Below are 6,000 nucleotides of genomic sequence, written 5' to 3' on the forward strand. Positions count from 1 at the left end.
TTTTTGACCTCTTTCCTCAGATAATGCGCCGGGAGGGCTTACCCTCCCGGCGCGAGTGTCTTATCTCACCATGAGCGGAGAAAGCTCTTCAATACGCTCAATCATTTCCACACTGTCGATCAGGAAGCCACCGGTGTCGATGGTGGGCATCAAACTAAAGGCGTTGTAGAGGTACAACATGTATACCGCAAAGTAGCCCTGCAGGTACTGTTGCTGATCGATAGTAGCGGTTATAAATCCTTCCCTGATGCCTGCGAGCGTGGAGGGAGTCGTATCGAAGCCGCCGGCTAAAATTTCATCGGGTCCAAAACCCGCCGCTTTCAGGCTGCTAGTGATCCGATCGGTGGTAATGCCCCCCAACCCGATCAGGAAGTCGGTGTCCGGACGTCCCAGCAGGTACGATGTTTGCCGGGACTCGACGGTAGTCATTTCCAGACCACCGGCATCGATGATTTCATACGAGGTGATCCCGAATGCCTCCATGGCCTGCTTAACGCCCGCCGAGCGTTGGACTCCATAAGCCGCTCCAGGCACCTCAACGGACATAGCGACATGAGCATCGGTCAAGTCTCGGCCCAGAGCCACCGCTTCTTCGAAAAGTCTCCGCCCCACCATATATCCTGCCCGGATTTCATTCTGACCGACATAAGCGAGCCGAACATTGCCAAGCGAGCCCTGTGTGTCGTCATTGTTCATCCCGATCACGGGGATACCGGCCGCCAGAGCATCCGCCACCGGCTGATCCCAGGCCGTATCGTCATTGATCACCAGGGCGATGCCGTCCGGTTGCAGGGCAACCGCTTCTTCAAACCGGCGTAGCTGAAGGGCCAAGTCGCCTCCAGCCAAGTCGATGTCCACCTCGGCCCCCAGCTGGGCAGCGGCATCGAAGGCGCCTCTTTGCACTACGGCCCAGAAAGGATCGTCTCCCCCGTGGGTGACCAGACGAAAGTACATACCCGCCGCCGGTTTATCCTGGGCAGCAAATAAAGCACCCGTGAAGACCATAATCACAAAAGCGATGACCACAATGCCAGTAACGGTCTTTCTCATAAGGTTTCACCTCCATTTTTTGGTAAACCGAAACAAACGAATTAACTAACCATCATCCTCCTGCCAAAGAGAAAATCCCACTGTACCGCCCTCCCATCACCTCCTTACAAACAGTTGTTCGCGAACTAACGCTCCTCCTAAAGAAGAAACCCCTTTTTTTAATTAAGTACTCCGCCTATGTCTATTGTAATAGAAATTATCCGACTCCATACCCTCCGTAACGCAGGGCTTCCTCGAACATAGCTACTACATTTTCCGGGGGGACGTCGGCCTGGATGTTGTGGACCGCTCCCAATACGTATCCGCCACCGGGAGCCAGTTGGTCGATTCTCCGCCGAACTTCATCCCGGACATCATCGGGAGTTCCAAAGGGAAGAACACTTTGGGTGTCGATCCCGCCCCAAAAACACAAATAGCTTCCGAATTCTCTTTTCAGATAGGCGGCATCCATACCCCTAGCCGCAACCTGGACCGGGTTCAGAATATCCACACCAATGTCGATGAGGTCCGGAATAAAAGGCGAAACGGCGCCGCAGGAATGGTAAAAAAGCTTGGCCCGGGTTTTCCCTCTGATCGTATCGAAGAGTTTTTTCTGGCGGGGCTTGATGAGGCGCCGGTAAATATCCGGAGAGATGAAAGGTCCGTTTTGGGTGGCCAGGTCATCACCGACTAAAACCACATCGATCTGGTCACCCACTCGGTTCAACAGTTCTGCGAACTGAGCGGTTTGGAAATCGAGCATGATATCGAGAATTGAACAGGCCAAGCCAGGATTGAGGACCAAGTCGCTCAAAAACTTTTCGAATCCTCGCAGATACCAGGCAAATTCGAAGCAGGAGCCGATCAGGTTGACGATAATCCCGTATCCACTCTCCTGTAGTGCCTCGACTTGGGCGGCCAGTTCTTCGTAGTGCTCCGGTTTACGGGCATCGGGCCAAGTAAGGCCCGGGAGGTCGGAAGTTTCCACGACGTGCTCGAGTGGATGACCGAGCATATCGAAATAAAGGCCGGTGAACCTTCGTTGCACCCCCCACGCGTCAACCCACAGACCTCCCTCCCGGTCGGCTTTCCAAACTGAGGCGGGGATCGGCAGGTAAGCATACCGGGTATCGATACCCAAGACTTCGAGGATGCGGGAATCTGGTTTCACCAGTTGCTGGACCCGGTCAACGAGGATTTCGTCTTCTTCTTGAAAGCCAAGATATTTTAGCAGGCTACGGTGGGAAAGGCGGGTGATCCCCGAAACGATACCTCCCAGATCCAAAGGGATTCGGTCCGGTTCCCGGTGATTCAACGATTGGTGAAGCCTCTCGCGACTGCTCCTCATCTGAGTCTCTCCCGGTCTTGAGATGAGATTCCGGTACTATTGTACCAGAAAACGGCCTCCCGGCAAAGCTAATGCAAAGATGATTTTGCTGCAAAAACTCATTTCAGCAAGACCCCCGTTGCCATCAGCCCCGCCTCATCTGGCATTTTCCCGCACGCCTCAATGGCCACGTCTGGTTGCAGTGCTGCTGAAAAGGCCGTCCCTGGCCTTTTTACTTCGAAAATGCGGTGATTTCGGCGGCTGATTCAGGCAACTCAGGCCCGGGCTTCCTTCGTTCTTTTGCAGCAAAATTACTTATTGCAGTAGAATCAATGTTACTAATTGCCAGCCTGCGAATTGCCGGAAGACAGATGTTCTGCTATAATCGGTACCTGTAAATTCGGGGCGAATAGCTCAGGGGAAGAGCGCTTGCCTTACAAGCAAGATGTCGCAGGTTCAAATCCTGCTTCGCCCACCAACATACTGCTACTATGAAGTCCAGATCCTTTTTGTTCCCATGGAATTGGGAAACTTGCCAATTTGTCTTATATAATAGCGCCACACGAAGATATGTCCCCGTCCAGGGTTTTGGATAGCTTAATCCAGGCATCCGGGAGTTACCCTCTTATGTTTTTCCCTCATCAATCAATAACTTGTACCGATACCCATTCTTGACCTGATTGAGGTGGCTTGTTCGTAGGATGCCCAAATATTCCTGAATCACGGGCGCATCGGGTAAAGCAAGCGTTTTATGCTATCGGAGATTGCGTAAAAGCCGACTTCCAGGCTTCCCGGCGATTGAGTAGTTCACCAAATCCCTCTTCTCATTTCTCCATTCTTTTGCTTAAATAGAGTTTATGGAACGACGCCTGATCATTATTCTAATCACAGCCTTGCTCACGGTAGCGGGAGGCGCTCTGGGATATAGCTTCATCGAAGGGTGGACCTTTCTGGATGCCCTGTACATGACGGTTATTACCCTTTCGACCGTCGGTTTTTCCGAAACTCATCCCCTTTCCGCGACCGGGAGGATATTCACGATTTTCCTGATAGGAGGCGGAATGTTCGTTGTCTCGTTGACCCTGTCCTACCTTCTATATGTGTCGTCGGAGGGGAAGTTGAGTGAATTCATGCGAAGGAGAAAAATCCGGATGGAGCTTAGGAATATCGAAAACCATTTTGTCATCTGCGGCGCGGGTATTGTCGGTGGCGTGATTATCGACGAGTTTTACAAATCCCAAGAAAAATTTGTAGTTATCGAGGAAAGTCACCGTGCCCTGGAAGATGTCATCAAACATTACCCCGGAATACTCTTGGTCGAAGGGAGCGCTACCGACGAAGAAATCCTGAAGGAAGCCGGAATCGAACGAGCCAGAGGCCTGATCGCCTCGGTGGCCACCGATGAACAAACCGTGTATATCGTCATTACCGCCCGCTATCTCAATCCCCGCCTGCGGGTCGTCGGCCGGGCGATCAAGCCTGAGTCAGTGGAGATCATGAAAAAATCCGGCGCGGACTATGTGATTTGCCCGCAAACCATCAGCGCCCACCGATTGGCAGCCGCCGCCCTTCGCCCGCAGGTGGTTTCTTTCCTCGACATAATCCTGAAAAGTGAAGCGCTGGGTCTCACTCTGGACGAAGTGGAGGTATTTCCCGACTCTCCCATGATCGGAAAAACTCTCAAAGAACTTGACTTGCCGGGGACGGTCGGATTGATCCTGGTTGCCGTCAAGCCTCGCGATGGTTCCACGTTCCTCTTCAATCCAAGCACTCAGACGGTCATCAACGTCCACGACACTATTATCGCCTTGGGACACTTCCGGCAATTTTGCGAATTACGGAACCTGGGAGGGGGAACCTGCCTCCTCTGACCGGATGGCCGATTATCCCAATCCGAATTCGGCAAATTCCCGAAAGAGTTCCACGCTCTGCCGGTAGATTTTTTCATAGAATGCATAAAGCTTGTCGTAGAAGGCTTTTCGCTCGCTCAACGGCTCCTCCTTCTCTCTGGCCGGGAAAAAAGCCGCGGGGACTTCCCGCAAGCTTCTGATTTCCCCCAAGGCTTTGCGGGATAAGAGAAAAGCTCCCCGGGCCGAAGCAGAAGGGAGACCGCTCACTTCTACCGTCCGCCCCAGGATATCGGTCAACACCCGGCGGCCGGGCCCGGATATAGCGAATCCGCCGCTCAGAACCACCCGCTGCGCTTCTCCCATTACCTCTTGGAGCATGTCGTAAATTGAACGAACCTGGAACCCCACCCCCTCCAAGGCCGACTGGAGCAGGGCTTCCCGGTTGTGAAAATAGGAAAGGCCGAAAAAAATCCCCCGGGCATAGGCGTTCCAGTGCGGACTCCGTTCCCCGGCCAGCAAGGGAAGAAATAGGGGCCTTGGACGATGAAGGTCGATAGTGACCTCTGCACCACCTCCCAGCAGATCCCTGATCCACGAATAGACGATCCCGCCATTGTTGATAGCCCCACCACCAACATACAGTCCATCGGCCAGATAATAGCACCAGCTTCGATGATGGGGATCGAAAACCGGACCGGGAACGGCCATCCGCACCGCTCCGGAAGAGCCTACGGTGACCAGCATTTCCCCGGGACGGCAGACCCCTTCTCCCAGGTTGGCCAAAGGTCCGTCTCCACCTCCCCACACCACAGGCAGCCCGTCCCTCAATCCGGCCGCCCGGCTGAAAGCACCCTTGAGAAGCGGCGCACTGAATTCCGGGTCGCACAGGGGAGAAAATATATTCTCCCGTAGTCCAACCAACTCCAGGATATCCGGATCATATTCGAGAGTGGACAGGTTCAGGAGGCCGGTGCCTGAGGCTGTCGAACGATCCTCGCCGGAAGTTCCGGTCAGTCTGTGTAACAACCAGTCTTTGATTGAAACAATGGAGCCCACCCGACCCAACAGTTCTTTCTCGTTTTTCCTGAACCACCGCAGGCGGGGAAGGTGATAGATAGTATGTAACGGCGCGCCGCAACGAGCATACAGGTTCTGTGCAGCGAAGTCCTGACGCAGCTCTTCAACTTCACCGGCGCTACGGGTATCCATCCAAATAACGAGTGGTGAAAGAGGTTCACCGGCTTTGTCCACCAATAGAAAACTGTGGAGCATGGTATCGAAGGCCATGGCGCTGATAGCGCCGAAAGGGTGAGGAGCCACCGCTTCCCGGACTGCCTCGACGATGGCGGCCTCAATCGTACGGGGATCCTGTTCGGCAAAGGACGGATGCGAAGAAAGGATCGGGTATTCCCGTTTTCCTGAAGAGCGGATCATTCCCTGGGAATCAAATACACAAACCTTGCATGAGGACGTCCCGATATCGACGGTGAGCGTGAGATCATGGCTCATCCTATACTCCGGAAAAAGCGCTGAAGCCGCCGTCAATGGGGATAACGGCTCCGGTCACGAATGAAGCGGCCGGAAAAACCAGCCACAGGAGTGCCCCGATAAGGTCTTCGGACACCCCCGAAGCGGCCGGCCGGGGTGTGGCCGAGAATAGAACGACGGTTCACTTCCGATCGGCGAGAGATGCGGCGTGTTCGGCGATGTGGTCCCGCACCAGCCGGTAATGAGTGGATTCCTGGTCGAAGAGGACTTCCCTCACCCGATTCCCAAAACGATCAAGGATCGACC

The 6,000-nt window shown here is 54.0% G+C and carries 4 protein-coding genes and 1 tRNA gene; 2 read left to right on the forward strand and 3 right to left on the reverse strand.

Features of this window, described 5'->3' with window-relative positions:
• Positions 1 to 60 precede the first annotated feature (60 nt).
• Positions 61 to 1,050, reverse strand: a complete 990-nt coding sequence (locus VLH40_10765) for a substrate-binding domain-containing protein (GenBank protein ID HSV32476.1) — start codon at positions 1,048 to 1,050, stop codon at positions 61 to 63.
• 196 nt (positions 1,051 to 1,246) lie between these two features.
• Positions 1,247 to 2,377: a uroporphyrinogen decarboxylase family protein gene (locus VLH40_10770; GenBank protein ID HSV32477.1), complete on the reverse strand. Its 1,131-nt coding sequence runs from the start codon at positions 2,375 to 2,377 to the stop codon at positions 1,247 to 1,249.
• Between the two features lie 382 nt (positions 2,378 to 2,759).
• Between VLH40_10770 and VLH40_10775 the strand changes: the two genes are divergently transcribed.
• Together VLH40_10775 and VLH40_10780 are read left to right on the forward strand one after the other, a co-directional pair.
• Positions 2,760 to 2,834, forward strand: a tRNA-Val gene (locus VLH40_10775).
• A 379-nt stretch (positions 2,835 to 3,213) separates the two neighbouring features.
• Entirely contained in the window at positions 3,214 to 4,227 is a 1,014-nt protein-coding gene (locus tag VLH40_10780) for a potassium channel protein (GenBank protein HSV32478.1), read from the forward strand.
• A gap of 12 nt (positions 4,228 to 4,239) precedes the next feature.
• Here the strand turns inward: VLH40_10780 and VLH40_10785 are convergent, their stop codons facing one another.
• The gene (locus VLH40_10785) at positions 4,240 to 5,715 is read right to left on the reverse strand and encodes a gluconokinase (protein ID HSV32479.1); all 1,476 of its coding nucleotides are present in this window, start codon (positions 5,713 to 5,715) and stop codon (positions 4,240 to 4,242) included.
• Between the last annotated feature and the right edge of the window lie 285 nt (positions 5,716 to 6,000).

It is taken from the genome of Atribacteraceae bacterium (genome assembly GCA_035477455.1).
In the GTDB taxonomy this organism is placed as follows: Bacteria; Atribacterota; Atribacteria; order Atribacterales; family Atribacteraceae; genus DATIKP01.

Excerpts from the sequence above, each read along its gene's own strand:
- VLH40_10765 (HSV32476.1), bottom strand. The coding sequence starts at position 1,050 with ATGAGAAAGACCGTTACTGGCATTGTGGTCATCGCTTTTGTGATTATG.
- VLH40_10770 (HSV32477.1), bottom strand. The coding sequence starts at position 2,377 with ATGAGGAGCAGTCGCGAGAGGCTTCACCAATCGTTGAATCACCGGGAA.
- VLH40_10780 (HSV32478.1), top strand. The coding sequence starts at position 3,214 with ATGGAACGACGCCTGATCATTATTCTAATCACAGCCTTGCTCACGGTA.
- VLH40_10785 (HSV32479.1), bottom strand. The coding sequence starts at position 5,715 with ATGAGCCATGATCTCACGCTCACCGTCGATATCGGGACGTCCTCATGC.